Source organism: Niallia sp. FSL R7-0271 (genome assembly GCF_038005785.1).
GTDB lineage: Bacteria > Bacillota > Bacilli > Bacillales > Cytobacillaceae > Niallia.
On sequence record NZ_JBBOTZ010000001.1, the window covers coordinates 167,241 to 193,577 of the forward strand.

The following is a 26,337-nucleotide window of genomic DNA, read 5'->3' on the forward strand; positions in this document are numbered from 1 at the left end:
CTCTTTGAAAACTGAACAAACAAAACGTCAACAATAATCGTTTTTATAACTTGCGTTATAAAGATGAAAACAAAGTAACAAAAAGCTAGAGTTTAGCAAATGAGCTAATCTTACTCTTTATCGGAGAGTTTGATCCTGGCTCAGGACGAACGCTGGCGGCGTGCCTAATACATGCAAGTCGAGCGGACTTAAAAAGCTTGCTTTTTAAGTTAGCGGCGGACGGGTGAGTAACACGTGGGCAACCTGCCTGTAAGACTGGGATAACTTCGGGAAACCGGAGCTAATACCGGATAATCCTTTTCTACTCATGTAGAAAAGCTGAAAGACGGTTTACGCTGTCACTTACAGATGGGCCCGCGGCGCATTAGCTAGTTGGTGAGGTAACGGCTCACCAAGGCGACGATGCGTAGCCGACCTGAGAGGGTGATCGGCCACACTGGGACTGAGACACGGCCCAGACTCCTACGGGAGGCAGCAGTAGGGAATCTTCCGCAATGGACGAAAGTCTGACGGAGCAACGCCGCGTGAGTGATGAAGGTTTTCGGATCGTAAAACTCTGTTGTTAGGGAAGAACAAGTACGAGAGTAACTGCTCGTACCTTGACGGTACCTAACCAGAAAGCCACGGCTAACTACGTGCCAGCAGCCGCGGTAATACGTAGGTGGCAAGCGTTGTCCGGAATTATTGGGCGTAAAGCGCGCGCAGGCGGTCCTTTAAGTCTGATGTGAAAGCCCACGGCTCAACCGTGGAGGGTCATTGGAAACTGGGGGACTTGAGTGCAGAAGAGAAGAGTGGAATTCCACGTGTAGCGGTGAAATGCGTAGAGATGTGGAGGAACACCAGTGGCGAAGGCGACTCTTTGGTCTGTAACTGACGCTGAGGCGCGAAAGCGTGGGGAGCAAACAGGATTAGATACCCTGGTAGTCCACGCCGTAAACGATGAGTGCTAAGTGTTAGAGGGTTTCCGCCCTTTAGTGCTGCAGCAAACGCATTAAGCACTCCGCCTGGGGAGTACGGCCGCAAGGCTGAAACTCAAAGGAATTGACGGGGGCCCGCACAAGCGGTGGAGCATGTGGTTTAATTCGAAGCAACGCGAAGAACCTTACCAGGTCTTGACATCTCCTGACAATCCTAGAGATAGGACGTTCCCCTTCGGGGGACAGGATGACAGGTGGTGCATGGTTGTCGTCAGCTCGTGTCGTGAGATGTTGGGTTAAGTCCCGCAACGAGCGCAACCCTTGATCTTAGTTGCCAGCATTTAGTTGGGCACTCTAAGGTGACTGCCGGTGACAAACCGGAGGAAGGTGGGGATGACGTCAAATCATCATGCCCCTTATGACCTGGGCTACACACGTGCTACAATGGATGGTACAAAGGGCAGCAAAACCGCGAGGTCGAGCCAATCCCATAAAACCATTCTCAGTTCGGATTGTAGGCTGCAACTCGCCTACATGAAGCTGGAATCGCTAGTAATCGCGGATCAGCATGCCGCGGTGAATACGTTCCCGGGCCTTGTACACACCGCCCGTCACACCACGAGAGTTTGTAACACCCGAAGTCGGTGGGGTAACCTTTTAGGAGCCAGCCGCCTAAGGTGGGATAGATGATTGGGGTGAAGTCGTAACAAGGTAGCCGTATCGGAAGGTGCGGCTGGATCACCTCCTTTCTAAGGAAAAATGGAATTCGTTCCATTCACAGATTGTTGATGATTTTGTTGTTCAGTTTTGAGGGAGCAATTCCTCAAAACATCAGGGTAATGATTAACATCATTAGCCGAATTTGTTCCTTGAAAACTAGATTATGAATAGTAAGAACCAAGAAAGAAACCGAGTAATCGCCATCTTAGATTCTCTATTATTAGTAGAATTTTAGGGTAAAGAGAAACGAGCAGGTCGAGGAAGCGACTAAACGAGCACCGGAGCGTACGACAGTACGTGAGGAGCGGAGTGAGGGAGCTGACGAAGAGATGCGAAGTTTATCTTTAGCCGAATAAGTTAAGTTAGAAAGGGCGCACGGTGGATGCCTTGGCACTAGGAGCCGATGAAGGACGGTACTAACACCGATATGCTTCGGGGAGCTGTAAGTAAGCTTTGATCCGGAGATTTCCGAATGGGGGAACCCACTATCCGTAATGGGATAGTATCGTTACTTGAATACATAGAGTAACAGAAGGCAGACCCGGGGAACTGAAACATCTAAGTACCCGGAGGAAGAGAAAGCAAACGCGATTCCCTGAGTAGCGGCGAGCGAAACGGGATTAGCCCAAACCAAGAGGCTTGCCTCTTGGGGTTGTAGGACACTCTACATGGAGTTACAAAGGAACGGGGTAGATGAATAGGTCTGGAAAGGCCAGTCATAGAAGGTAAAAACCCTGTAGTCGAAACTTCGTTCCCTCCTGAGTGGATCCTGAGTACGGCGGGACACGTGAAATCCCGTCGGAAGCAGGGAGGACCATCTCCCAAGGCTAAATACTCCCTAGTGACCGATAGTGAACCAGTACCGTGAGGGAAAGGTGAAAAGCACCCCGGAAGGGGAGTGAAATAGATCCTGAAACCGTGTGCCTACAAGTAGTTAGAGCCCATTAATGGGTGATAGCGTGCCTTTTGTAGAATGAACCGGCGAGTTACGATTACATGCGAGGTTAAGTTGAAGAGACGGAGCCGCAGCGAAAGCGAGTCTGAATAGGGCGTAATAGTATGTGGTCGTAGACCCGAAACCAGGTGATCTACCCATGTCCAGGGTGAAGTCCAGGTAACACTGGATGGAGGCCCGAACCCACGCACGTTGAAAAGTGCGGGGATGAGGTGTGGGTAGCGGAGAAATTCCAATCGAACTTGGAGATAGCTGGTTCTCTCCGAAATAGCTTTAGGGCTAGCCTCAAGGTAAGAGTATTGGAGGTAGAGCACTGTTTGGACTAGGGGCCCCCATCGGGTTACCGAATTCAGACAAACTCCGAATGCCAAATACTTATCCTTGGGAGTCAGACTGCGAGTGATAAGATCCGTAGTCAAGAGGGAAACAGCCCAGACCACCAGCTAAGGTCCCAAAGTATACGTTAAGTGGAAAAGGATGTGGAGTTGCTTAGACAACCAGGATGTTGGCTTAGAAGCAGCCACCATTTAAAGAGTGCGTAATAGCTCACTGGTCGAGTGACTCTGCGCCGAAAATGTACCGGGGCTAAACGTATCACCGAAGCTGTGGATTGACATCTACGATGTCAGTGGTAGGAGAGCGTTCTAAGGGCGTTGAAGCTAGACCGTAAGGACTGGTGGAGCGCTTAGAAGTGAGAATGCCGGTATGAGTAGCGAAAGATGAGTGAGAATCTCATCCACCGAATGCCTAAGGTTTCCTGAGGAAGGCTCGTCCACTCAGGGTTAGTCGGGACCTAAGCCGAGGCTGAAGAGCGTAGGCGATGGACAACAGGTTGATATTCCTGTACCACCTTATGAATCGTTTGAGCGATGGGGGGACGCAGGAGGATAGGGTAAGCGTGCTGTTGGATTAGCACGTCCAAGCAGTTAGGCTGGTAATGAGGCAAATCCCATTACCGTGAAGGCGGAGCTGTGACGGCGAGGGAAATATAGTACCGAAGTTCCTGATTCCACACTGCCAAGAAAAGCCTCTAGCGAGATTCAAGGTGCCCGTACCGCAAACCGACACAGGTAGGCGAGGAGAGAATCCTAAGGTGAGCGAGAGAACTCTCGTTAAGGAACTCGGCAAAATGACCCCGTAACTTCGGGAGAAGGGGTGCTCTTTTGGGTGCAAGCCCGAGAGAGCCGCAGTGAATAGGCCCAGGCGACTGTTTAGCAAAAACACAGGTCTCTGCGAAGCCGTAAGGCGAAGTATAGGGGCTGACACCTGCCCGGTGCTGGAAGGTTAAGAGGAGGGGTTAGCGTTCGCGCGAAGCTCTGAATTGAAGCCCCAGTAAACGGCGGCCGTAACTATAACGGTCCTAAGGTAGCGAAATTCCTTGTCGGGTAAGTTCCGACCCGCACGAAAGGTGTAACGATCTGGGCACTGTCTCAACGAGAGACTCGGTGAAATTATAGTACCTGTGAAGATGCAGGTTACCCGCGACAGGACGGAAAGACCCCGTGGAGCTTTACTGTAGCCTGATATTGAATTTTGGTACAGCTTGTACAGGATAGGTAGGAGCCTTGGAAGCCGGAGCGCCAGCTTCGGTGGAGGCATTGGTGGGATACTACCCTGGCTGTATTGACATTCTAACCCGCACCCCTTATCGGGGTGGGAGACAGTGTCAGGTGGGCAGTTTGACTGGGGCGGTCGCCTCCTAAAAAGTAACGGAGGCGCCCAAAGGTTCCCTCAGAATGGTTGGAAATCATTCGTAGAGTGTAAAGGCACAAGGGAGCTTGACTGCGAGACCTACAAGTCGAGCAGGGACGAAAGTCGGGCTTAGTGATCCGGTGGTTCCGCATGGAAGGGCCATCGCTCAACGGATAAAAGCTACCCCGGGGATAACAGGCTTATCTCCCCCAAGAGTCCACATCGACGGGGAGGTTTGGCACCTCGATGTCGGCTCATCGCATCCTGGGGCTGTAGTCGGTCCCAAGGGTTGGGCTGTTCGCCCATTAAAGCGGTACGCGAGCTGGGTTCAGAACGTCGTGAGACAGTTCGGTCCCTATCCGTCGTGGGCGTAGGAAATTTGAGAGGAGCTGTCCTTAGTACGAGAGGACCGGGATGGACGCACCGCTGGTGTACCAGTTGTCTTGCCAAAGGCATAGCTGGGTAGCTATGTGCGGAAGGGATAAGTGCTGAAAGCATCTAAGCATGAAGCCCCCCTCAAGATGAGATTTCCCATAGCGTAAGCTAGTAAGATCCCTGAAAGATGATCAGGTTGATAGGTTTGAGGTGGAAGCGTGGTGACACGTGGAGCTGACAAATACTAATAGATCGAGGACTTAACTAAAACGAAAAGCGGAAGAAGCCCGCTTAAATCGATAGGATGTTGGAGCGCGCGAGAAGCAGTCGCAAGACTGTGCACGAGTGAGTGAAACAGCCGTACGATTTGGCTTCTGCAGCTGGACATGAATGATTACTCATTCTTTCTTCTTACAACATAATCTAGTTTTCAGGGAATAAAAACCTTGAAAAGAAATTGAGAATATGATATAATAATATCTGTCTCAAAAAAGAGTCTGGTGGCGATAGCGAGAAGGTCACACCCGTTCCCATACCGAACACGGAAGTTAAGCTTCTCAGCGCCGATGGTAGTTGGAGGTTCTCCTCCTGTGAGAGTAGGACGTCGCCAGGCATACCATTATTCCGCAGTAGCTCAGTGGTAGAGCACTCGGCTGTTAACCGAGCGGTCGTAGGTTCGAATCCTACCTGCGGAGCCATAATGATTTTGAGTTATATGTTAGCAATTTGCTTCCATAGCTCAGCAGGTAGAGCACTTCCATGGTAAGGAAGAGGTCACCGGTTCGAGCCCGGTTGGAAGCTTAAAAAACAATAAAGGCCCATTGGTCAAGCGGTTAAGACACCGCCCTTTCACGGCGGTAACACGGGTTCGAATCCCGTATGGGTCACCAAATGGAGGATTAGCTCAGCTGGGAGAGCATCTGCCTTACAAGCAGAGGGTCGGCGGTTCGATCCCGTCATCCTCCACCATTTATAATATAATACAAGATTAAGATATGTGCCGATGTAGCTCAATTGGTAGAGCAACTGACTTGTAATCAGTAGGTTGGGGGTTCAAGTCCTCTCGTCGGCACCATTTATGAAACAATTCTTTCCAATATTACGGAGGGGTAGCGAAGTGGCTAAACGCGGCGGACTGTAAATCCGCTCCTTCGGGTTCGGCGGTTCGAATCCGTCCCCCTCCACCATTTTACAATTGGACATTAAGTCCTTTTATTTATTTTTGGGCTATAGCCAAGCGGTAAGGCAACGGACTTTGACTCCGTCACTCGTTGGTTCGAATCCAGCTAGCCCAGCCAAGAGCCATTAGCTCAGTTGGTAGAGCATCTGACTTTTAATCAGAGGGTCGCAGGTTCGAATCCTGCATGGCTCATCTGTAAAAACCAAGCATAAATTGCTTGGTTTTTTTTATGTTTTCTTATTTCAAAAAAATATGTAAGACATCAATTATGAGTAACTGTAATATGCTGTATAATGATTAAATTTCATTAATAATTTTCTTTCCAACTTGCTTTCATAAAGCTGTCGTACTTGTTTAACAACACGTCTAATTTAGCGCTTAAATCAATCACTTTAGGGTGCGAAAAAGAAGTGCGAGTTGCTAAATTAATCATCTGTTCACGATGTTCCTCAATATCTTTTAACAACTTTTGCTCACACATTGGCTTCACCCTCATTCATTAGTTAGTCTTCATTTTATCTGAAAAGAATAATATTGTCATGATTTTAACATAATATACCTAATTTTTATAACCAAATAACAAAAATTTTAAACATAACTTGTCATAATTTGTTAAAATAGTAGTAAAGTCATTCAAAAGTAGTAAATATACATATTATAAAAAAATGTGAAAAATAAATCTCCTGATAGTTGGACGGTTAAGCCTTTAGATAGACAACTTGACTATAATTATAAGTAGAAGTCACTAAACTCTTTTTTTTTGTACACAAATATGAGCACAGATTTATTTTAAGCAGATTTAGGAGGAATTTTTTAAAAAAATGAAACCTTATTCGCTATCGATACGTATTAATCGATTAGCCGCATTTAGAGCGGAGGTAAATAGATGGAAGCATTAGTTAAAAAGAGAATTAAGCAAGTAATAAAAGGGGATCAAAATGCCTTCGGTGACATAATTGACATCTACAAAGATAAGGTGTTCCAAATATGTTATCGGATGCTGGGGAATAGACATGAAGCGGAGGATATTTCACAAGAAGCCTTTCTTCGAGCATATGTTAATATAAACAGATTTAACATGGACTTGAAGTTTTCCACATGGCTTTATCGCATTGCAACTAATTTGTGTATTGACAGGATCAGAAAGAAAAAGCCAGATTATTATTTGGATGCTGAGGTACCTGGTACAGATGGTTTGAACATGTACTCGCAAATCTCTTCAGATTCGAGATTGCCAGAAGAAGATGTTGAAAGTCTTGAATTGCAAGCTTCAATACAACGTGAAATATCAAAACTGCCAGAGAAGTATCGTTCTGTAATTGTGCTAAAATACATTGAAGAACTGTCTCTGAATGAGATTAGCGAAATTCTAGAACTTCCTCTGGGAACGGTAAAAACTCGCATCCATAGGGGTAGAGAGGCTTTAAGAAAGCAATTACGGCATGTCTAATAAGAAGGTGAAATAATATGACTTGTTCATCAAAGGTTATAGAATATATGCATGAATATCTTGATGAGGAAATATCAGAACAAGATAAGCATCAGTTAAAAAAACACTTGGATGAATGTGAAGATTGTGCAATTCATTTTCATGAATTGAAAAAGACGATTGCACTTGTACAAAGCACATCTCATATACAGGCTCCAGTTAATTTTACGGAGAATGTGCTGGCACTGCTGCCGAAGGAAAAGAAGCAGGCTGTCTTTAAAAGATGGGTGCGTAATCATCCCATGTTTGCTGCAGCATCTTTATTTATTGTATTAATGATTTCAAGTCTCCTTTCCGCTTGGAATGAAAACCATGAATTTTCTGTTTCAAAACAGCCTAATTTGGTTGTTGAAAATGATACGGTTATTGTTCCTAAAGGAGAGGTAGTTGAGGGAGATATCGTAGTCCGAAATGGAAATATTAAGATAGAAGGACAAGTGAAAGGCGATGTCACCGTTATAAATGGAGAGAAGTATATGGCTTCTGCGAACCAGGTTACAGGTGAGATTGAGGAAGTTAATGAAGTCTTTGATTGGCTTTGGTACTACATCAAGTCAACATTCGATGATATCACGGACATATTTAAAGGTGAAGAAGCAAAGAATAGCCTCCCTGCATATTAATTGCAGGGATTTTTCATTCCTAACACTGATAAAAACGGAAGAAGCATCATATAATAAAACCAAGAATTTTCCAATGGTTTATAGAAACATCCTCCTGTTTTTTAAAATTAGTATGTCCTGATTGGTATTAAACACAAATGTGATATAATATGATAATTGTAGGTAAATAAAACAAGCAGCGATTGCTTATGAAATATATATGCTTTGGAGGAAGGAAAATGTCGTTTGCAGATTTCCCTTTTTTAAAATATTTAGCGAATACCGTAGACATTCTCCTTGTGTGGTATGTCATCTATAAAATCCTTATGATAGTAAAGGGTACAAAAGCTGTCCAATTATTAAAAGGAATCTTTGTTATCCTAATCGTGAAGCTGCTGAGTGATTATTTCAACTTGCAGACAATGGGAACAATGATGGAGCAAGTGATTCAGTGGGGAGCACTAGGGCTCATCATCATTTTCCAAGGAGAACTGAGAAGGGCACTCGAACAGCTTGGTAGAGGAAAGTTCTTTTCGCGAAGCGGAATACCGGAAGACCAAGCACAGCAACATGTGGTCGAATCCATTGTAAAAGCTGTTGATTATATGGCAAAACGGAGAATTGGTGCGCTTATCTCCATTGAAAGAGAGACAGGCATGAATGACTATATTGAAACGGGGATTTCATTAGATTCCAAAATATCTTCTGAGCTTTTGATTAACATCTTTATCCCAAACACTCCTCTGCACGACGGTGCCGTTATTTTGCAAAAAAATAATATAGCTGCAGCTGCCTGTTATCTTCCTTTGTCTGAGAGTCCTTTCATATCAAAGGAGCTGGGCACAAGGCATAGAGCTGCACTTGGCATCAGTGAGGTAACGGACAGCATTACTATTGTTGTTTCTGAAGAAACTGGAGCTATTTCTATTACCAAAAATGGCGACCTCCATCGAGATCTTAAATTGGAAGCATTTAAAGAACTATTGTCCAGTGCATTAATTGCACCTTCTGCCAAACATGCTTCCTCTGTTAAGTGGAGCTGGAAGGGGAAGAATAAATGAATAAGTTATTTGACAGAATCGGAGAAAGCAATTGGTTTATGAAGGTAATTGCCTTCGCTCTTGCGTTGCTATTGTTTTTATATGTATATGATGGAAATGATAACTCTAATGATGTGAATGTCCCAGGAACAGAGGATACTGGGGTAGTAAAGGATATGCCTGTAAAGGTCTACTATGATACAGAGAATCTTATCGTATCCGGAGTGCCGGAAACAGTGGATGTTACGCTGACAGGACCCACAGTCCATTTACAATCGGCAAGACTGCAAAAGAATTTTGAAGTGTATGTTGATTTGACTGATGCAGAAATTGGCACGAAAAAGGTTACCCTTCAGGTCAAAGATCTTTCCGATAAACTGAAAGCCGATATTGATCCTGACACTATTGAGGTAACTTTAAAAGAGAAAGTAACAAAAGAAGTAAGCGTAGAAGCTGAGTATAACAGCAGCTTGATTGCTAAGGGGTATTCAACTGGCTCGGCAACTGTCAGTCCTTCGACTGTAAAGGTTACAGGAGCTAAGGATGAAATTGAGAAGATAGCCTATGTCAAAGCAAATGTAGAGCTGGAAGAAGGAACTAGTAAGGATATAAGCCAAAAGGCCAAAATATCTGTTTTAGATAGCAGTTTAAATAAATTGGATGTCGAAGTGGAACCAGAAACGGTGGATGTGAATATCCCTGTAACAAGAACAAGTAAAACAGTTCCAATCAATATTGTAGAAAAAGGTGATCCGCCATCCAATATTACCATTGATTCTATTACTTTAAACAAAACGGAAGCGACAATTTCCGGTCCAGAAGATATACTAAAAGAAGTGGACAGTACAAGAGTTGAAGTGGACTTAAGTGATATAGATAAGGATTCAAATATTGAACTTCCTGTAATTATTTCAAATGGCGTGACGGCTGTAGAACCGGAGCTTGTAACGGCCACTGTTAAAGTGACAGTTGGGAAGGATAGTGCAGATTCAGAGCAATCTTCCTCCTCAAGCGAAGATGATTCAGATGAAACAGCATCTGCAGAAGAACCGAGCACAAAAACAATCAGCGGTATACCTATTAACATACAAGGTCTGGGTGATGAGCTTGTGGCAGAAATAACAGACCCTGCTGATAAAAGCGCAAGTCTCGATGTAACTGGAGCAGATGAGATTGTTAAAGGCTTAGCAGCATCAGATTTTTCTCTGTATCTAGATCTGACCGGGATGTCTGCTGGTGAACATGAAGTACAGATAACGGTTGAAGGTCCTGATGAGATCAGCTGGGAGCTGGCAAAAGAGACAGCAAGTGTATCAATAACGGAAAAAGACGCTTAACATGGATAAAGATTTATATTAGTTAGAAGGAGCGATTTAGGAATGGGTAAATATTTCGGTACGGACGGAGTACGAGGAGTAGCAAATAGCGAACTGACACCTGAAATAGCATTTAAGCTTGGGAGATTCGGTGGTTTCGTCCTGACAAAAGATCAAGATCGGCCTAAAGTACTGATTGGCCGTGATACTCGTATTTCAGGCCATATGCTGGAAGGAGCCCTAGTAGCAGGATTGCTTTCCATCGGTGCGGAAGTAATGCGCTTAGGTGTTATTTCTACACCTGGGGTATCCTATTTGACAAAAGTTCTGGGAGCACAGGCCGGTGTAATGATATCCGCTTCCCATAACCCTGTTGCCGATAATGGCATTAAGTTTTTCGGTCCAGATGGCTTTAAACTTTCAGATGAACAAGAATTAGAAATAGAAGCATTGATTGATCAAGGTGTTGACTCATTGCCAAGACCAACTGGAGCAGATCTTGGACAAGTTAATGATTATTTTGAAGGTGGGCAAAAATACCTGCAGTTCCTGAAGCAAACTGTTGATGAAGAGTTTGACGGCATTCATGTTGCGCTTGACTGTGCACACGGAGCAACATCTGCTCTTGCTATGCATCTTTTTGCTGATTTGGATGCTGACATTTCAACAATGGGAGCATCTCCAAATGGATTAAATATAAATGACGGGGTAGGCTCTACTCATCCAGAAACTTTGGCGGAATTTGTGAAGGAAAAACAAGCGGATGTTGGTTTAGCTTTTGATGGGGATGGCGATCGCCTAATAGCTGTTGATGAAAAAGGTGAGATCGTTGATGGCGATCAAATCATGTATATTTGTGCTAAATATCTGAAAGAAACTGGCCGCCTTAAACAAGATACAGTCGTATCGACTGTAATGAGCAATTTAGGCTTTTATAAGGCGCTAAAGCAGCATGGAATTAATAGCATACCTACAGCTGTTGGTGACCGCTATGTAGTGGAGGAAATGCGTAAAAATGGTTATAATCTTGGCGGAGAACAGTCAGGCCATATTATTTTCCTTGATTTTAATACAACTGGTGATGGTCTGTTGACAGGTCTTCAACTTGTAAACATTATGAAGGCAACGAAAAAGCCGTTATCAGAGTTGGCAGGAGAAATGAAGAAGTTCCCGCAAAAGTTAGTGAACATTAGGGTGACTGACAAGTACCATGTGACAGATAATGAGCAGGTGAAGGAAGTCATCAGTAAAGTGGAAGAGGACATGAATGGCAACGGCAGAATTTTAGTTCGTCCTTCTGGAACTGAACCGCTTGTCCGCGTAATGGCAGAGGCTCCAACAAGCGAATTATGTGATGCATATGTTAATATCATTGCTGAAGTAGTAGAGAAGGAAATGGGCTTGAAAGAGCAGTAAGCAAGGTATTGTCACATTTTTTTAAATACTGAATAGGATAGAGGGTAAAGAAAATTCACTGGTTGAATCTTTCTTTATCCTCTTTTTTCATAAAAGTAAAATACCTTAACTATTAGTATTTGACGGATTATTTGAAAGTAAGGTATGATTAACTTGCTTTTGTGAAAAAAAGCAATATAAGAAAAGGGAGGGAGAAAAAGAAAGTAAAATTTCATAAAGCGCCTGAACTAGCAGTGGACGAAACTTATGCTAGTTGACGAGGAGGAGGTTTATCGATATTTCGGCGGATGCCTCCCGGTTATAGCAAGTCGTGAGCTTTATTTTAAAACATTAAGGTAACTTAATGGACAAAGAATAGGGCATGCTAACATAAAGATTAATTATAAACATTACAGAGATAGGGGAGCAAGTTTGTCCCCTAAGAAGACTTCTTGCTCCCCTAGAACGGAGGAAAAGAAGTATGTGTGGAATAGTTGGTATTATTGGAAACCAGGATGCAAAAGAGATTTTATTAAAAGGGCTTGAAAAGCTTGAATATAGAGGATATGATTCTGCAGGTATTGCCTTAAGCAATGCGGACGGAGTACAGGTATTTAAAGAAAAAGGCAGAATTGCAGATTTGCGCAGCATTGTGGATGAAACAGTGTTTGCTGATACAGGAATCGGCCATACACGCTGGGCAACACATGGTGTGCCAAGCAGATTGAATGCACATCCGCATAAAAGTGCGTCTGGTCGTTTTACCATTGTTCATAATGGAGTAATTGAGAACTACGATCTGTTAAAAAAGGAATACTTGCCAGAAGTTGAAATGAAAAGTGATACAGATACAGAAGTAGTTATTCAATTAATTGAACAAATTGTTGAGAGCGGCAAAGATGTTAAAGCAGCATTTGTGCAAACGTTGAAGATGCTAAAAGGTTCTTATGCTTTTGCTCTATTGGATGAGCAAAACAAAGATGTAATTTATGTTGCTAAAAACAAAAGTCCCCTTTTAGTCGGATTGGGAGAAGACTTCAACGTAGTAGCGAGCGATGCAATGGCAATGCTGCAAGTGACAGACCAATATGTTGAACTAATGGATAAAGAAATTGTTCTAGTTTCAAAGGACAGAGTAGTAATTGAGACTTTAAACGGAGAAGTTATTTCCCGGGAAGCTTATACAGCTGAATTGGACGCAAGTGACATTGAAAAAGGAACTTATCCTCATTACATGTTGAAGGAAATTGACGAGCAGCCGCTTGCTATTCGTAAAATCATTCAACAATACAGAGATGAAGATGGGAAGCTTACAATTGATCCTGCTATAATAGATGCAGTAAAAGCAGCAGATCGCCTATATATCATTGCAGCAGGAACTTCTTATCATGCAGGTCTGCTAGGCAAACAATTTATTGAAAGCTTAGCTAAGATTCCGGTAGAGGTTCATGTAGCTAGTGAATTCGGATACAATATGCCATTGCTTTCTGAAAAACCATTGTTCATTTTCATTACGCAAAGTGGTGAAACAGCTGATAGCAGAGCTGTGCTTGTGCAAGTGAAGGAGCTTGGTTATCCAGCAATCACTATCACAAATGTTCCTGGTTCTACACTGTCTCGTGAAGCAGACCACACATTGCTGCTGCATGCAGGTCCTGAAATCGCGGTTGCTTCCACAAAGGCATATACTGCGCAGATGGCAGTATTGTCTATACTTGCTGAAGTAACAGGCAGAAGCAAGGGCTATGATAGCAGCTTTGACTTAGTGCATGAGCTAGGCATCATTGCAAATGCAATGGAAGTTGTCTTTGAGCAAAAAGACGAACTTGAAACGATTGCTAGAGAATATCTATCTACAACAAGAAATGCATTCTTTATTGGCCGCGGAATTGATTATTATGTTGGTCTAGAAGGTGCGCTTAAGCTTAAAGAAATCTCTTACATCCAGGCAGAAGGCTTTGCAGGCGGAGAATTAAAGCATGGTACGATTGCTTTAATTGAAGAAGGAACGCCAATCATTGCTTTAGCAACACAGGAAAGTGTTAACTTGAGCATACGCGGAAATGTTAAAGAAGTGGTAGCACGCGGTGCTAATCCGTGCATCATCTCCATGAAAGGCTTGGAGATGGACGGCGACCGTTTTATCGTTCCGGCTGTGCATGAGTTATTGACACCCCTTATCTCTGTATTACCGCTGCAGCTTATTTCTTATTATGCAGCACTTCATAGAGACTGTGATGTTGATAAGCCGCGTAACTTGGCTAAATCTGTTACAGTTGAATAAATAGATAAAAGTAAACCCTATAGACTAATTTGTCTATAGGGTTTATTTATTTTAAAAATCTAGTACAAGGGCTTGCTTGAATTTGGTTCAAAAAGAAACAATTGACAGAAAAATAAAAAAGAATTATTATTGTTGAGAATGATAATCATTGTAAAATGTGATGAATATGACTTTTTCAATAATTCTTGATCACTTTTTGCTCTATTAAACTTTCATAATACATAATAAGAGGGGACCTAGATATGCATATAAAACGCAATAAGTCATTTCTTCAGTTACTATTATTTTCAATTATTGCAATCTTAGTATTAGCAGGTTGTTCTAATTCATCATCAAATGATTCTGATAAAGAGGAATCTGCTTCTTCCGATTCAGATTCCCAATATCCGATTACAATAAAACATGCTTTAGGTGAAGCAGTTATTGAAAAGAAACCAGAACGTGTTGTTACTATTCAATGGGGAAATCAAGATGTTGCTTTAGCTCTTGGTGTAGTGCCTGCAGGATTCTCAGCAGCAAACTTTGGGGTACAGGATGACAGTGGTCTGCTTCCATGGACTGCAGAGAAGCTAGAAGAGCTTAATGCAGAAAACCCTAATGTTTTCCAAGATACTGACGGTCTTGATTTTGAGGCTATTTCAGATGCAAAACCAGACGTTATTCTTGCTGCTTACTCTGGTATTACGCAAGAAGATTATGATACCCTTTCTGAAATCGCTCCCGTTGTTGCATACCCAAAAGCAGCTTGGGCTACAACATGGCGTGAACAAGTGGAACTGAATGCAACAGGTATGGGAATGAAAGAAGAAGGCGAACAGCTTATTACAGATGTTGAGGATATGATTAAAGAGAAATTGACTAAATACCCTCAAATTGAAGGTAAAAAAGTAGTTTGGGTAAACTTCTCAGCTGATGACTTATCTAAGCTTCATTTATATACACCGGTTGACTCCCGTGTTGCTTTCTTGAAAGAACTTGGACTTGATTATCCAGACAGTGTTAAAGATTTAATTACAGACCCTAACAGTTATTCTCTAGAGTTAAGTGCGGAAAATGTAGAAGCACTTAATGATGCTGATGTAATTGTAGGTTACGGTAACGACGATTTATATAACGCAATTAAGGCTGACCCATTACTTGGAAACATCCCTGCTGTAAAAAGAGGTTCAGTAGCATTTATTGCAAGTGATACACCATTGGTTGCAGCGGGAACACCAACTCCGCTTTCAATCGAATACACTATTGATGAGTATTTAGAGCTAATTGGCGGAGCTATCGATAAGATCAATGAATAGTTTCTCCGCTTCAAAAGTTAAACAGATGGACCTGCATGTTCCCAGAAACTTTAAGCTAGTTATTGTTTTGTCCATAATATTATTAATCGCCAGTATTATTGCTTCTCTCTCCTTTGGGGCTCGTGTGGTCAGCTTTCAAGACATAATGGACGGATTGTTTAGTCAGAATAAAGATTCCTTTGCGGCAAATATTGTGCGTAAGCGTCTGTCCAGAACGATTTTTAGTTTATTATGCGGAGCTGCATTAGGAGTATCTGGAGCGCTAATGCAAGCTATTACACGCAATCCGCTTGCAGATCCTAGCATACTTGGAGTAAATACTGGAGCAGCATTATTTGTTGTTTGTGGACTGGCATTCTTTAATATTAGTACAGCAAATCAATATATATGGTTTGCTTTAATAGGAGCAGCATTAACAGCAGCATTTGTTTTTGGAATTGGTTCAATGGGACGAGGGGGAGCAACACCAATAAAGCTTGTATTGGCGGGAGCTGCAACAACTGCAGCTCTCTCTTCCCTTGTAACGGCTATTTTGATACCTAATTCTTATGCTATGGATCAATTCAGATTCTGGCAAGTAGGCAGTGTTGGTTCAGGAACTTGGGATTCTATTACAACATTTCTTCCTTTTCTGGCAATTGGTCTAATCATCGCCTTTATTTCGGCACCAGCATTGAATGCTCTTGCACTAGGAGACGATGTTGCATCAGGACTTGGCGTCAGACCAGGACTTTTACGTCTTGGGGCGGCTGTTGGCGGTGTGATATTATGTGGAGCAGCTACTGCGTTAGCAGGTCCAATTGGCTTTATTGGACTTTTATCTACACATGTTATGCGGCTAATACTTGGTCCAGATGTACGATTTACCATTCCGATGTCCGCAATTGCAGGGGCAATTATATTAACGTTCTCTGATGTAATTGGACGTCTTGTTGCCAGTCCTGGAGAACTAGAAGTTGGTGTTGTCACTGCATTTATAGGGGCACCAATACTCATCATATTAGCGAAGAAATCGAAAGTGCGGTCATTATGAAAAATCAATCTAGTGAAGTTAACTTTATTATGACAGGCATCCGCAAAAGACGGCGTCGATGGATACAAGTTACTAGCTTACTGCTTCTGCTGACTTGTATTCTTTGCTGCGCAATGCTTTTATTGGGTAACACAATCTATCCCATCCAAGAAGTTATTCGAACACTTTCAGGGGAAAAAATTGCAGGTGTTTCTTTTGCAGTCAATACGATACGTTTACCAAGAATGGTTGCAGGTCTTTTTGCAGGCTTTGCCTTTGGTGTTGCTGGCTATATATTTCAAACAATGCTGCGCAATCCACTTGCAAACCCAAATGTTCTAGGAATAACATCTGGCTCAAGTGCTGCAGCTGTTCTGTGTATCACTATGTTTCATACGAGCAATGCAGTTGTGTCTATTGCTTCTGTTATTGCAGGTCTTGTAACTGTTATTTTTATGTACGTATTATCCCGAGGGAAATCTTTCTCTATTGGACGCTTAATTCTTATTGGAATAGGAATACAGGCTATACTTGATGCCGTAATATCTTATCTTTTGTTAATCAGTTCGCAGCAGGATATTCCAGCAGCACTTAGGTGGCTTAATGGAAGTTTGAATGGCTCTCGGATGGAAGAGCTGCCGCCGCTGATAATTACGGTCATTCTATTTACGCCAATTGTTCTATTGTTAGGCAGACACTTGAATATTTTAGAACTTGGTGAGCAAATGGCAACTTCCCTTGGTGTTGCTGCTGGTAAGACAAGGGTTTTACTTATTGTAAGTTCTGTTTTTATGATTGCTATTGCGACATCAACGACAGGTCCGATTGCATTTGTCTCCTTTCTTGCAGGTCCGATTGCTAATAGATTAGTAGGCGCGAGTTTCTCTAATATTTTACCAGCAGGTCTTGTAGGAGCCAGCTTAGTGTTAGCGGCAGATTTAATTGGCCAATTTGCTTTTGAGTATCGGTTCCCGGTAGGGGTAATAACTGGATTGCTAGGAGCGCCGTATTTAATCTTGCTGTTAATCCGAATGAATCGAAAGGGAGAATTGTAATGGAAACAATACATGATTTTCGGGCGGAAAAGTTAATAGCAGGCTATGAAAATAAAATGATTTTAAACGAGATAGAGCTGAAGATTCCGAGCAACAAAATCAGCGTTATAATCGGAGCTAACGGCTGCGGAAAATCGACTCTTCTAAAAACTCTTGCCAAGTTGATAAAACCTTCATCTGGTCAAATTACGCTTGATGGGAAAGCAATCAGCAAAATTCCACCAAAGCAATTAGCGAGAGTTTTAGGTATCTTACCGCAATCTCCTGTAGTCCCAGAAGGTATTACAGTAGCAGATTTAATCGGTCGTGGACGGTTTCCGCACCAATCCTTGCTAAGCGGCTGGTCGAAGAAGGACTATGAAGCAGTTGCAGAAGCAATGGAAATTATGAATATAACAGAATTTGCAAATCATGATATTGATGAACTTTCAGGCGGTCAAAGGCAGCGAGTTTGGATTGCGATGGCGCTGGCACAGCAAACGGATATATTATTTCTTGATGAGCCGACCACTTTTTTAGATATTACGTATCAAGTAGAAATCTTAGATTTGTTAACAGACCTTAATCGTAAGTACGGGACGACAATTGTAATGGTTCTTCATGATATAAACCTGTCAGCTCGTTATGCAGATTATATTTTTGCCCTTGAAAAAGGAAAGCTGGTAGGAGAAGGCAAGCCTTCCGAGATAATTACTAGTACATTAGTGAAAGATATATTTGGACTCAATTGTACAGTGATTAGTGATCCAGTTTCCGCTACTCCTTTAGTTGTGCCTAAAGGCAGATACCATGTTAAGGAATAATAATTTTAAAAAGCCCTCAAGTGTATAATAAAACTTGAGGGTTTTTTTCAGCAGTTAATGCTCTTAGGGCTTGCTGCTTATTTTAATCGTAAAGAAATATTTTAAGAGGATATTCGCATTGCGTAGCGAAAATGTTGATAGGAAAACATCTTTAAAAGAGGAGGAATAGGAATGTCTTTAAACAAATACGGTGTGCTAAAGGGGAAGGTTATAAACACGATGTTGGGAAGCGGTGATTCTCCTCATTATCAGATTCATATAAAGGATGATGAAGGTGTTGATTACCGGATTGCTGTTAATATTAAGTCACAAGCGTATCCTTCAGAAGTACTTTTTTATGTGGGAGAGGACTTTAATTCTGACGATATCTCCAAGCTGCCTGCGCTTAAGTCTGGTTTTACACTTATAAAAAATAATGAACCTGATCTTGCGCTTGATTATGTTAGAGGCAATCTATTTGATCCTAAAAAAATGGTTCCCCTTCCAGCAGATCTTGATGGGGAAGATAATGACCTCAATGAGAAGATGCAGCGTTATGTGAAAGAGGCTCTGGAGAAGGAGGCTGTCATTTATGCTTTTGGGGAAAGATGGGGCCCAGAGGAGAATAAAGCAGATCAGTACTTTAAATTTAAGCCGGGAAACGGCATTCATGATATTCATATGAATCAAGGTAATGTTGGAAGATGGAAAAAGGATAATGGAGCATGGCAGGACGGTGGCATCCTTATCCATTTTGAAAAAGAAAATCGTTGGGCAGCTATCTTCCTTGCCTTTCAATCACAGTCATGGTGTACAGATGATAACGGACATGCGCTTAAGCCTGTGGAGGAATGCAGTTATTTATCGGTAAAATAGGGGGCGGCACAAATCAGAACAGAACAGGAAATGCTTGAGCTTATCCTTGGATATGCTAAAAGGGATGATAGAATTAGAGCAGTGTATATGAACGGCTCCAGAACAAATCCAAATGTGAAAAAGGATATCCTGCAGGATTATGATTTCGTTTATGTTGTCACAGAAACAGGCTCCTTTCTTTCGGATGAGTGCTGGATACAGGTGTTTGGCAATCTTATTATGCTTCAGGAGCCTGATAAAATGGATTTGGCTGCTGGACGTAAGGCTGACGTCAGCCAATCATACGGATATTTAATGTTGTTTACCGACGGCAATCGAATTGATCTTCATCTTGAAACAAAAGAGTCGATGCAAAAACATTACGGGTCTGATTCTCTCACTGTGCCCTTATTGGATAAGGACGGCATCCTTCCGAAAATTAATTCTGCTTCTGACAGGAGCTATCATGTAAAGGCACCGTCAGATATTCAATATCAGCATGTATGCAATGAATTTTGGTGGTGCCAACAGAATGTTGCAAAGGGAATATGGCGGAAGGAGCTGCCATATGCAAAAAACATGGCAGAAACAATTGTGAGACCAATGCTTGATGAAATGATTTCCTGGTGGATTGGTATTCACCATGATTTCAGAGTGTCGACAGGAAAGATGGGGAAATATTTTGGAGAATATTTGCCAGAGGAATATTGGCGTATGTATAAACAAACTTATACAGACAGTAATGATGAGAGCTTGTGGCAAGCCTTGTTTATGATGAGTGATTTATTCAGGCATCTTGGAGCAGCTGTGGCCACACACTTACATTATCGTTATCCTCTTGAAGAAGATCAAGCGATGACAAAATACTTGGAGCGCATCAGAAGCATGGCAGCAGATGCTAAGCATATATTTTAGCTGTTGATTGGACTTCCTTTTTGATTTCCATTTCTATATAGTTAAGTATAAAAAGAGGTGCGCACAGGTATAAAAGGGCTAGCTTCTGTGTTGTAGGGGGAATACTATCATGAGAAAATACAGGACATTGCTGTTTGATATTGATGACACATTATTGGATTTTGCAGCGGCAGAGCAAGAATCATTGCGCATGTTGCTGGAAAGCCAAGGTATTCAATATAGTACAGATAACCATAACAAATATTCACAAATTAACCGCCGCTTATGGGCAGCCTTTGAGGACGGCAAGATTTCGCGAGAGGAATTATTCAGTACACGATTCAGCCTGCTGTTTAAAGAGCTGGGGAAAGTGGTGGATGGCATGCAGCTGGAAGAGCATTACCGCAGAGGTCTTAGTGAGGGACATCAGCTTATTGCTGGTGCACTGGAGCTTATTCAGGAGCTGCAGAATGAATTTGACTTGTATATTGTTACAAACGGTATTTCCAAAACACAGGATAGACGTTTAAAGCTGTCAGGCTTGTTCTCATCCTTTAAAGCTGTATTTGTATCTGAGGATACAGGATATCAGAAGCCGATGAAGGAGTTTTTTGATTTCGTATTTGAGCGCATACCAAATTTGACATTAAATGAAACGTTGATTATCGGTGATTCTTTAAGTGCAGATATTAAGGGCGGCATTTTAGCTGGTATTGATACATGTTGGGTTAATCCGAAGGGGGTTGCAAATACTACGGAGTGGAAGCCTACTTATGAGATTAAGAGTCTTTCTGAGCTGTATAACATACTTGAGGTTAACAGAAAATAAAATCAGTACAAAATTTGGGAAGTCATCTAAAGTGCAGATGACTTCTTTTCTATAATCAAACTATTTGAAGTTATGATAAGGAGAATGAGACAATCTATATAAGGTATAAAAAAGGAGGAGCTAAAATAGTGAAAGTGTTAGTTGTAGGAGCAAATGGAAAAATAGGCAAACAGCTTGTAGACTTGTTGCAGAATGAGAACAAACATGCTGTGCGGGCTATGGTCCGTTCTGAGGAGCAAAGTGAGGCATATGCCAACAAAGGCATTGAAACAGTTTTAGCTAATCTTGAGGGAAGCGTGGATGAGCTGGCCGAAGCTATGAAAGGCTGTGATGCCATCGTGTTTACAGCTGGTTCAGGTGGAAGCACTGGGGCGGATAAAACATTGTTAATCGATTTAGATGGTGCAGTGAAAACTGTGGAAGCAGCCGAAAAGGTGGGAATTGACCGCTTTATCATGGTTAGTGCCTTACAGGCTCATAAGAGAGAAAATTGGAATGAGCATATTTTACCTTATTACGTTGCAAAGCATTATGCAGACCGCATGCTGCTCGCCAGCAATCTCAATTACACAATCATTCGGCCTGGAGGACTTACGGATGAGACTGCAACAGGAAGGATACAGCTTGGGGAAAATTTAACTAGAGGCTTTATTCCAAGGGGAGATGTCGCAAAAGTTATCGCCGCGTCTCTTGATGATTCAAGAACATATAAGCGTTCCTTTGATTTAGTTTCAGGTGAAGAGCAATTGCCGGAAGCCTTTAATCAACTAGCATGAAAAAAACCGAGATAGGAACAACCTATCTCGGTTTTTGCTTATACTGCATGGAAGTTTGTTCCGTCTGTCACTGCTTTAACAACACCAGCACGAATGACGAAGTCACCAAAGTGTTCGCCTTCTAATCTTTCTTTTGCGTAGCGCGGCAGAAGAACACCAAGCTCGCTTAAAATATCTTCTTCTCCGACATTTTCACGATAAAGCTTGCTCAATCTGCTTCCGTTAAAGGCTGCGCCAAGATACATGTTATATTTGCCAGGACCTCTTCCGATAAATGCGATTTCAGCGATTGTATGTCGAGCACATCCATTAGGGCAGCCTGTCATGCGAATAGTAATTTCTTTATCATGTAAGCCATTCGCATCGACGATTTCTTCAATCTTATCGATTAGGCGCGGCAAGTAGCGCTCAGCCTCTGCCATTGCAAGACCGCATGTCGGCAAAGAAACACAAGCAAGGGAGTTTCTGCGCAATGCAGAGAAATGCTTGCCATCTAATAGACCATACTGTTCGATTAGTTCTGTAATTTTTTTCTTATTTTTCGTTGATATATTAGCAATGATTAAGTTTTGGTTAGCTGTAAGACGGAAATCACCTGTATGGATTTTCGCAATTTCACGCAAGCCTGTCATCAGCTTGTAGTCATCAAAGTCTTTAATACGTCCGCCTTCTACAAACAGGGTGAAATGCCATTTCCCTTTAACACCTTTTTCCCAGCCATATCTGTCGCCATTATGATCAAAATGGAATTCCCTTGTTTCCTGTAAATCCCAGCCGAGGCGATACTCTAATTCTGCTTTAACATTTTCTAAGCCGAGGCGATCGACAGTATATTTAAAACGGGCATTTTTACGCACAGAGCGGTTTCCGTAGTCACGCTGGATGGTAATTACCTTTTCTGCAACTTCTAAAACTTGCTCAGGCTCACAGAAGCCAATAACCTTCCCGAGCTGTGGATACGTTTCTGTATCTCCATGTGTCATACCCATGCCGCCGCCGATGGAAATATTGAAACCAACCAATTTCCCTTCTTCAACAATCGCGATAAAGCCAAGATCTTGTGAGTATACATCCACATCATTAGAAGGAGGGACAGCTACCCCGATTTTAAACTTTCTTGGCAAGTAAACAGGACCGTACATTGGCTCTATTTCTTCATCCACTGTTGGAGAAGAAGCGACTTTTTCTTCATCAAGCCAGATTTCATGATAGGCACGAGTCCGAGGAAGAAGGTAATCGCTCAATCTCTGTGACCAGCTGAATACCTCTTCGTGAACTTCCGACTGATAGGGATTTGGATTACACATAACGTTACGGTTAACGTCACCGCAAGCTGCTATTGTATCAAGCATCGATTGGTGAATTTCCTGGATAGTGCTCTTCATATTCCACTTCAGAATACCATGCATTTGAAATGCCTGACGCGTTGTAAGCTTCAATGTTTGGTTACCATAACGCTGGGCAAGGTCATCCATTTTCAGCCATTGCTCAGGTGTTGCGACACCTCCAGGAGTTCGAACGCGAAGCATGAATTGATAAGCAGGCTCTAATTTTTGCTTTTGACGTTCATTCCGAAGGTCGCGATCATCCTGCAGATAACTTCCATGGAATTTCATTAGCACGTTATCATCATGTGGAATCCCTGATGTCAGAGGTTCCTGCATCGTGTCTGCTAAGCTTCCGCGCAAATAGTTACTGTCTATTTTTAGTTGCTCATTTGGAGAGGGTGGTCCTTCTGGTGCTGTTAATACTGGTCTAGCCATTAGAAAAACTCCTTTCAATTACTTAATAGACATCACGCTGGTAGCGTTTGTCCTGCTGCATTGCTGCAAGATATTTTTCGGCATCTTCACGGTTTAGATTGCCTTCTTTTTCAATGATGCTGATTAATGTTTCGTGTACATCATGGGCCATATGCTTTTCATCACCGCAAACATAAACAGCGGCACCTTCCTGCAGCCATTCGAATAATTCTTTGCTGTGCTCAAGCATACGATGCTGTACATAAACTTTCTCGGCAGTGTCGCGGGAGAATGCGACGTTCATTTTTGTTAATACCCCGCTTTTGAGGTAATTTTGCCATTCTGTTTGATAAAGGAAGTCTGTTACAAAATGCTGATCACCAAAGAACAGCCATGATTTACCTTCAGCACCGATTTCTTCACGTTCTTGGATAAAGGAACGGAATGGTGCAATACCTGTGCCTGGCCCAATCATAATGACAGGGGTATCAGGATTTTCAGGCAGCTTAAAGTTTTCATTCTGCTGGATAAATACTGGAATTTTATCACCTGGATTAAGACGCTCCGCACATAGTATCGAGCAAACACCTTTGCGTTCACGGTCATGGGCATTATAGCGGACTGCTCCAATTGTCAAATGAACTTCCTCAGGATTTGCTGTATAGCTGCTTGCAATAGAGTAAAGGCGCGCAGGCAATTTACGTAATTGCGAGATAAAGTTTTGAGCTGTAAAATTCCAAGGACCAAATTCACTAACTAAATCAAGCAAGTCCCTTCCATCTATATAGGCTTTCAATTGTTCTTGATTCTTGAGAAGATTTTGAAGCGCTTCGTTTGTCGAATACGCTGCTAACTTTTCTAATAAAGGTTTTGTTAAAACGGTTATTTCAAATTCGGAAAGAAGTGCTTCCTTAATGGAACGAATCTCACCTTTTTTATTAATAGAGACTGTTTCTTCTGGATTAAAGGACAGTTTATTAAGCAGCAGTTCAACAAGCTCTGGGTCATTCTTCGGATAAATTCCAAGGCTGTCTCCAGGTTTATATGTCAATCCAGATTCCTCAAGAGATAGCTCAATATGAAGCGTCTCTTTATTGGAGCCTCGGCCGTTTAAGTTTTGGATGTCCAGTACTTCAGCGAGGAAAGGGTTTGATCTAGAATATTCTGTTTCTGCCGTTGTTGCTGTATTTGGATTTGCTGTGCTTTGAGCAGCTGCTGCGCTTGTATTACCAAGCTCTGCAAGCACACCTTCGAGCCATTCATTTGCCGGCTCTTCAAAATCTAAGTCACAGTCAACGCGTGGAAATAGGCGCTTACCGCCAATTTCTTCTAAGCGTTCATCAAATTCTTTACCAGTCTGGCAGAAGAATTCATAGGAGCTGTCACCAAGTGCCAATACAGAGAAGCTCAAATCATCCAATTTAGGCGCTCTTTTACCATGAAGAAACTCATGGAATGTTAAGGCAGTATCAGGTGGATCTCCTTCCCCATGTGTGCTGACAATAATAAGCAAGTTTTTAACTTTCTTAATATTATTTGGCTTAAAGTCGCTCATTGATAATGTTGTAACATGGAAGCCTTTATCTGTCAGAGTTTTTGCACTCTTTTTGGCAAGGTTTTGTGCATTGCCTGTTTGAGATCCAAATAGGATTGTGACATCTTTAGTGACTGGTTCGGCAGGTGCAGGAGCAGAAGACGGGACTTCAGCTGCCAGTCCAGCGGGACTTACCGTTGTTGCTGCTGTTGCAGAAAGATAGCCGTTAAGCCATACCTTTTGTGTTTCTGATAAAGTCGGCAAAAGCCGATTTAAAAGCTCTGTCTGTTCCTGGTTAAAAGGACTGTTCGTTACTAGTAATTGCAAAAGTATTCACCTCACATAAAAATCCGTTGCTTTTTCAAATGTCAAAGTTCATTAATTAACAAACCGTTTTTAAGAAGTTGATTCTAACTAATTAATCCAATAAGACAAATCGGATTTTAGATAGATTCTTTTTTCTAATTGTTTCATGCATATATAATTGTACTTTACTGGAAGTCAAAGAATTAGTAAAATACATTTAACTTATTGGAGCTATTAATAATCTTAATAATTAAACAAATAGCTGTTTGGAATTTACATGTAAGATTCAAAAAGTCGAAAGGAGTGTTTTTGTTGCAGTATGATGCGTTAAAAACATTTGTCACCCTTGTAGAAGTGAAAAATTTCACTAAAACAGCTGAAATTCTGCTGATGTCTCAGCCAAGTGTAAGCCTCCATATTAAAAACTTAGAAAAGGAATTTCAAACGAAGCTGTTTGAACGTTCTCCAAAATATTTAAAAGTAACTCCTACAGGGGAAATTCTCTATGATTGTGCAGTACAAATGATTACTATATATGAACAGACAAGGCAAAATATATTAGACCACCATCATTCCATCAAAGGAGATTTAAAAATAGGCGCAAGCTTCACGATAGGAGAATATATACTGCCCCCATTATTGCTGGAACTTCAGAAAACCCATCCCGATTTGGCACTCCAAGTAACAATTGGTAACACAGAAGAGGTAGTCGAGTCAGTCAGACGTTATCAAGTGGATATCGGTTTAATTGAAGGACAAACTAATGATAAGGAAATTTCTGTCCATCCATTTATGGAAGACGAACTGTTTGTTGTTGCATCTGCTAAACACCCGCTTGCTAGTAAGGAAATGGTTCCTATAAAGGAATTGCAAAACCAAGCGTGGATTACCCGGGAAATCGGATCAGGGACGAGGGAATACTTGGATCATGTCATCCGTTCAAACGGATTGAAGATGAACACACTTCTGACAATCAGCAGCAACCAGGCGATTAAAGAAACGGTCATAAGCGGCCTAGGGTTAACCCTTTTGTCTAAATGTGTAATAGAAAGGGACCTGCAGGCAGGAAATCTTTCGACCATCTCCCTTGATAAAGAAGTATTTAAAAGGACACTCTCCTATGTATACTCGCCTGTTATGAAGGAAAAGCAGAATGTAAAAACATTTATTCAGGCATTAAACAGCAAGTATCCATACCAGGAAGAGGAACATAGAAATTAAGATAAACATGCATAAAGAAATAATAAACCGCAACTACCTAGAAAGGAAGCTTTTATAGTCGTTCGCCTATT

The 26,337-nt window shown here is 42.0% G+C and carries 18 protein-coding genes, 8 tRNA genes and 3 rRNA genes; 26 read left to right on the plus strand and 3 right to left on the minus strand.

Annotated features, from left to right (window positions below; genetic code table 11):
• Positions 1-117: 117 nt before the first annotated feature.
• The 11 genes from MKX82_RS00945 (at position 118) to MKX82_RS00995 (ending at position 6,031) form a co-directional block, all read left to right on the plus strand.
• Positions 118-1,666 (plus strand): 16S ribosomal RNA (locus MKX82_RS00945).
• A gap of 326 nt (positions 1,667-1,992) precedes the next feature.
• Positions 1,993-4,927, plus strand: a 23S ribosomal RNA gene (locus MKX82_RS00950).
• 228 nt (positions 4,928-5,155) lie between these two features.
• Positions 5,156-5,272, plus strand: a 5S ribosomal RNA gene (gene rrf, locus MKX82_RS00955).
• Together the 16S, 23S and 5S rRNA genes with 8 tRNA genes alongside form the textbook arrangement of a ribosomal RNA operon.
• Before the next feature lie 10 nt (positions 5,273-5,282).
• Positions 5,283-5,357, plus strand: a tRNA-Asn gene (locus MKX82_RS00960).
• 30 nt (positions 5,358-5,387) lie between these two features.
• A tRNA-Thr gene (locus MKX82_RS00965) sits at positions 5,388-5,460 on the plus strand.
• A 14-nt stretch (positions 5,461-5,474) separates the two neighbouring features.
• Positions 5,475-5,549: transfer RNA gene (locus MKX82_RS00970), tRNA-Glu, on the plus strand.
• Positions 5,550-5,552: 3 nt separating this feature from the next.
• A tRNA-Val gene (locus MKX82_RS00975) sits at positions 5,553-5,628 on the plus strand.
• 30 nt (positions 5,629-5,658) lie between these two features.
• Positions 5,659-5,734, plus strand: a tRNA-Thr gene (locus tag MKX82_RS00980).
• Between the two features lie 28 nt (positions 5,735-5,762).
• Positions 5,763-5,846: transfer RNA gene (locus tag MKX82_RS00985), tRNA-Tyr, on the plus strand.
• Between the two features lie 36 nt (positions 5,847-5,882).
• Positions 5,883-5,957 (plus strand) — tRNA-Gln (locus MKX82_RS00990).
• A gap of 1 nt (position 5,958) precedes the next feature.
• Positions 5,959-6,031, plus strand: a tRNA-Lys gene (locus MKX82_RS00995).
• A 115-nt stretch (positions 6,032-6,146) separates the two neighbouring features.
• On the opposite strand, the gene MKX82_RS01000 is transcribed toward MKX82_RS00995, so the two are convergent.
• Positions 6,147-6,320 (minus strand): aspartyl-phosphate phosphatase Spo0E family protein, encoded by a 174-nt coding sequence (locus MKX82_RS01000; protein WP_192486552.1) that lies wholly within the window; start codon positions 6,318-6,320, stop codon positions 6,147-6,149.
• 405 nt (positions 6,321-6,725) lie between these two features.
• Between MKX82_RS01000 and sigW the strand changes: the two genes are divergently transcribed.
• From sigW to MKX82_RS01070, 14 genes are all read left to right on the plus strand, one after another.
• A complete protein-coding gene (sigW, locus tag MKX82_RS01005; protein ID WP_192486551.1) occupies positions 6,726-7,289 on the plus strand; it encodes an RNA polymerase sigma factor SigW in 564 nt (187 codons plus the stop codon).
• Positions 7,290-7,306: 17 nt separating this feature from the next.
• On the plus strand, positions 7,307-7,951 hold the full coding sequence (locus tag MKX82_RS01010) for an anti-sigma factor family protein (RefSeq protein ID WP_192486550.1): 645 nt from the start codon (positions 7,307-7,309) through the stop codon (positions 7,949-7,951).
• Positions 7,952-8,169: 218 nt separating this feature from the next.
• Positions 8,170-8,991 carry a diadenylate cyclase CdaA gene (gene cdaA / locus MKX82_RS01015; RefSeq protein WP_192486549.1) on the plus strand — a complete coding sequence of 274 codons (822 nt, stop codon included), beginning with the start codon at positions 8,170-8,172 and terminating at the stop codon, positions 8,989-8,991.
• Positions 8,988-10,307, plus strand: a complete 1,320-nt coding sequence (locus MKX82_RS01020; protein ID WP_341074543.1) for a CdaR family protein — start codon at positions 8,988-8,990, stop codon at positions 10,305-10,307. Before cdaA ends, MKX82_RS01020 begins: the two co-directional genes overlap by 4 nt.
• Positions 10,308-10,349: 42 nt before the next feature.
• Positions 10,350-11,702: a phosphoglucosamine mutase gene (glmM, locus tag MKX82_RS01025; RefSeq protein WP_341074544.1), complete on the plus strand. Its 1,353-nt coding sequence runs from the start codon at positions 10,350-10,352 to the stop codon at positions 11,700-11,702.
• A gap of 460 nt (positions 11,703-12,162) precedes the next feature.
• Entirely contained in the window at positions 12,163-13,965 is a 1,803-nt protein-coding gene (glmS, locus tag MKX82_RS01030; protein ID WP_233316815.1) for a glutamine--fructose-6-phosphate transaminase (isomerizing), read from the plus strand.
• A gap of 242 nt (positions 13,966-14,207) precedes the next feature.
• On the plus strand, positions 14,208-15,260 hold the full coding sequence (locus tag MKX82_RS01035) for an iron-siderophore ABC transporter substrate-binding protein (RefSeq protein WP_341074549.1): 1,053 nt from the start codon (positions 14,208-14,210) through the stop codon (positions 15,258-15,260).
• Positions 15,253-16,293 carry a FecCD family ABC transporter permease gene (locus MKX82_RS01040; protein WP_233316817.1) on the plus strand — a complete coding sequence of 347 codons (1,041 nt, stop codon included), beginning with the start codon at positions 15,253-15,255 and terminating at the stop codon, positions 16,291-16,293. The genes MKX82_RS01035 and MKX82_RS01040 overlap by 8 nt, the downstream gene beginning before the upstream one ends.
• Complete coding sequence (locus MKX82_RS01045) at positions 16,290-17,327, plus strand: FecCD family ABC transporter permease (RefSeq protein ID WP_233316818.1); 1,038 nt, start codon at positions 16,290-16,292, stop codon at positions 17,325-17,327. Before MKX82_RS01040 ends, MKX82_RS01045 begins: the two co-directional genes overlap by 4 nt.
• Positions 17,327-18,130, plus strand: a complete 804-nt coding sequence (locus tag MKX82_RS01050; RefSeq protein ID WP_233316819.1) for an ABC transporter ATP-binding protein — start codon at positions 17,327-17,329, stop codon at positions 18,128-18,130. The genes MKX82_RS01045 and MKX82_RS01050 overlap by 1 nt, the downstream gene beginning before the upstream one ends.
• A gap of 171 nt (positions 18,131-18,301) precedes the next feature.
• Positions 18,302-18,985, plus strand: coding sequence for a DUF2278 family protein (locus MKX82_RS01055; protein ID WP_233316820.1), 684 nt, complete (start codon positions 18,302-18,304; stop codon positions 18,983-18,985).
• 12 nt (positions 18,986-18,997) lie between these two features.
• The gene (locus MKX82_RS01060; protein ID WP_233316932.1) at positions 18,998-19,879 is read left to right on the plus strand and encodes an aminoglycoside 6-adenylyltransferase; all 882 of its coding nucleotides are present in this window, start codon (positions 18,998-19,000) and stop codon (positions 19,877-19,879) included.
• Positions 19,880-19,988: 109 nt separating this feature from the next.
• Positions 19,989-20,687, plus strand: coding sequence for a YjjG family noncanonical pyrimidine nucleotidase (locus tag MKX82_RS01065; protein ID WP_341074552.1), 699 nt, complete (start codon positions 19,989-19,991; stop codon positions 20,685-20,687).
• A gap of 128 nt (positions 20,688-20,815) precedes the next feature.
• Positions 20,816-21,463: an SDR family oxidoreductase gene (locus MKX82_RS01070; RefSeq protein ID WP_233316822.1), complete on the plus strand. Its 648-nt coding sequence runs from the start codon at positions 20,816-20,818 to the stop codon at positions 21,461-21,463.
• A 38-nt stretch (positions 21,464-21,501) separates the two neighbouring features.
• Here MKX82_RS01070 and cysI read toward each other — a convergent pair whose 3' ends face one another.
• Both cysI and MKX82_RS01080 read right to left on the minus strand, forming a co-directional pair.
• Entirely contained in the window at positions 21,502-23,226 is a 1,725-nt protein-coding gene (gene cysI, locus MKX82_RS01075; protein ID WP_251646678.1) for an assimilatory sulfite reductase (NADPH) hemoprotein subunit, read from the minus strand.
• Between the two features lie 22 nt (positions 23,227-23,248).
• The gene (locus tag MKX82_RS01080; RefSeq protein ID WP_341074556.1) at positions 23,249-25,066 is read right to left on the minus strand and encodes an assimilatory sulfite reductase (NADPH) flavoprotein subunit; all 1,818 of its coding nucleotides are present in this window, start codon (positions 25,064-25,066) and stop codon (positions 23,249-23,251) included.
• Positions 25,067-25,357: 291 nt separating this feature from the next.
• On the opposite strand from MKX82_RS01080, the gene MKX82_RS01085 reads away from it, so the two are divergent.
• Positions 25,358-26,266, plus strand: coding sequence for a LysR family transcriptional regulator (locus MKX82_RS01085; RefSeq protein WP_233316825.1), 909 nt, complete (start codon positions 25,358-25,360; stop codon positions 26,264-26,266).
• The last annotated feature ends 71 nt before the right edge of the window (positions 26,267-26,337 follow it).